Raw genomic sequence first — 2,440 nt, 5'->3', positions numbered from 1 at the left:
TTTGCTCTGAAACAAGTTCCAAAACCTGATCAGTGTTTTGATCAAAATCCTCATCAATTTCTTTTTTGACTAAACCGATAGGTTTAGGTTTTTTATATAAACTGTTATTGTTAATGTTAATGTGTTGTCGTGATGAACTCATCATGATGTCATCATGACCTCGTGATGAACTCATCATGATATCATCATGACCTCGTGATGACGTCATCACAACTTCATCATGTTCTCTTGATGGGTTATCATTCTGCTTATTTTTCTTAGTATTCGCAGCTTTTATAGCTCTTTCTGAAAGTCTATTTAAATTCTCATTGCAGTTTTTTAATTCTTCTTCGACTTGTGCACTCCATAAATATCCATTTTCTAATCGAATAATTAATTTTTTTCGAATGAGTTTTTCTAATGATTTTTTAAAAGTTTGTACTGAACAGCCAACAGCACGTGCTAAAACAGAAGTGTCATCATAAATCGGTTCGCAAGCTCGATACATAAGAGCTGTGAGCGTGCTATAAGTAGCTTTCTCTGCTGCATCAGTGCCAGCAAAGTCCATAATCCACTCTTGATAAAAATTACGTACCCAAGGTAACTTATTTACCATTATCTTTACCCCCCATGTTTTCATGCAAGGTAAGATTGTCTAAATCTTCATCAAAGCAGTCGAGATCTTCTTCAATACTGTTGAGTTCATTCTCAACATCCAAACTCCACAAACGACCATCTTCTAAACAGATAATGTGTCCAGATCTAAATAAATAATCTAATGCCTTTTGAAATCTTTTTACTGAACAGCAAGTAAAATGAGATAATATTTGCTCATCATTTAAAAGAGGTTCTCTGATACGCAACATTTGTAATCGCAACCGCATATAAACATTGCCTTCAATTGCAGGTAAACAAGCAAGATCAAGAAGCCACTGATCTGCAAAAAGCCTCGTCCATGGTAACTTATTTACCATTATCTTTTCCCTTTCCCTTAATTATTAAATGTAAAATTGATAAAGCGTCTGCTTCATTATCGTCTTTTGGTGCATGCCCTTTTGCACGCATTGCACTCATCATCTCTTCTTTTGAAGCATTTCCTTTGCCTGTTGTCGCTTTCTTTATTGTGCAAACGGGTATACCTTCATAAGGAATTTGTTCGTGTTCACACCACGACGTTAATGTCGCTAGCAAACCACCATAAATATGAGCAGCGTCTGTACCTAAATGACGCCTCACTTCTTCAAAATAAACTTCATCAATGCCCCCTGCTGTCAACTTTATTTCTGAAAGCCATTGCTTAAAGCGTAAATAACGCATGCCACCGCCTTCAAAACGACGGGGTTGAAAATTCATAGTACCACTGATGATATGCCCATCCGCACCACATATTGCCCATCCAGTCTTGGTGCCTAGATCAAGACAAAGAATGGTTTGTGCATGAATGGTTTGTGCATGAGTGATCATAATCCCCCCTTAAGGCTCTACGTATTTATATGTGTGCTATGACAGAACGTGTTGTGATTGCTTGTCTTGCAAGAATGTTTGTGAAAAAGTACCCTCCCAACGATTCTAAAAAGGTGGGAGGAGTTATGATGCAAGAATGGGTAAAGATATTTCTTACAGGTTTGGTATCATTTACTGTGTCGCTTTCGGTAGCACTTATTTTAAGATGCAAAGACCGTAAAGAAGCAGCCAAAATCCGCAAAGATGATTTAGAAACAGCTGCAAAAAAACGAGAAGAAGATAGAGAATGGATAAACAAGCAATTTGCAGAAAGCCAAGAACAGACGATAGCCCTTAAAGAGCAAGCGATATCGACAAAAGATCTTGCAAAATGGTCAGAGGAACATATTAGAATTTTGTTAGATAACAAAAGAGTACAGGATTTGGGTTTGCCCCCTTCCATATATACAACTGGCCCACATTTTCCAACAAAAGGCAAGTGGACACTTCTTTTTTTAAAGATAAAAAACAATGCACAAACTGTCATCCACGTTTTAAATATAAAGCTAAAAGATGGTTCTCGCTTTATTCTTGGATATGGCATCATATACAAGCCTGAAACTCGATGGCGGCAAATACAATCACCATATGTTGATCCTGATGCCCGTCCAACGTTACACAAATCACGCGGCCGCTGTGAGGAAGCAAAGGATTTTCGAACGGGACAAGAAATCGATGTTAATATTCCTATATCTCCCTCAGAAAATAAGTATACAGGAATCCCTATTTTTGTAGCAGCGCGTGAAGAAGATATAAAAGCCCAAGTTACTTTAATCATTACTCATACATCCCCATTGAAACCAGAAACAACAATGACTGTAACCACACAAACCAACCTCATAGACTTAAAAAAATTGGATTAATTCACTTAGGCAAATATTTTTATGCTAAGTCTATTAATTCGATTTCTTCTTTCTTTTTTAATGAGTTCATCCCTTAAGGTATCAAGCTTATTTTT

Annotated in this window: 4 protein-coding genes; 1 reads left to right on the top strand and 3 read right to left on the bottom strand. The window is 37.0% G+C overall.

All coding sequences use genetic code 11. From position 1 onward, the window contains the following. The 3 genes from BN338_RS03650 to BN338_RS03640 form a co-directional block, all read right to left on the bottom strand. Positions 1-595, bottom strand: a 595-nt coding sequence (locus BN338_RS03650; RefSeq protein ID WP_039759149.1) for a DUF1376 domain-containing protein, incomplete at its 3' end; no start/stop codon positions are given. Further along, on the bottom strand, positions 585-953 hold the full coding sequence (locus BN338_RS03645) for a DUF1376 domain-containing protein (protein ID WP_039759147.1): 369 nt from the start codon (positions 951-953) through the stop codon (positions 585-587). The genes BN338_RS03650 and BN338_RS03645, both read right to left, overlap by 11 nt. Next, positions 943-1,443, bottom strand: a complete 501-nt coding sequence (locus BN338_RS03640; RefSeq protein WP_039759146.1) for a crossover junction endodeoxyribonuclease RuvC — start codon at positions 1,441-1,443, stop codon at positions 943-945. The genes BN338_RS03645 and BN338_RS03640 overlap by 11 nt, the downstream gene beginning before the upstream one ends. Positions 1,444-1,472: 29 nt before the next feature. On the opposite strand from BN338_RS03640, the gene BN338_RS03635 reads away from it, so the two are divergent. Continuing rightward, positions 1,473-2,345 carry a hypothetical protein gene (locus tag BN338_RS03635; protein WP_244427607.1) on the top strand — a complete coding sequence of 291 codons (873 nt, stop codon included), beginning with the start codon at positions 1,473-1,475 and terminating at the stop codon, positions 2,343-2,345. Positions 2,346-2,440: the final 95 nt, after the last annotated feature.

This window comes from Bartonella queenslandensis AUST/NH15 (assembly GCF_000312585.1).
Lineage (GTDB): Bacteria > Pseudomonadota > Alphaproteobacteria > Rhizobiales > Rhizobiaceae > Bartonella > Bartonella queenslandensis_A.
The sequence above is the reverse complement of the archived record's forward strand: the minus strand, read 5'-3'. Positions and strand labels throughout refer to the sequence as shown.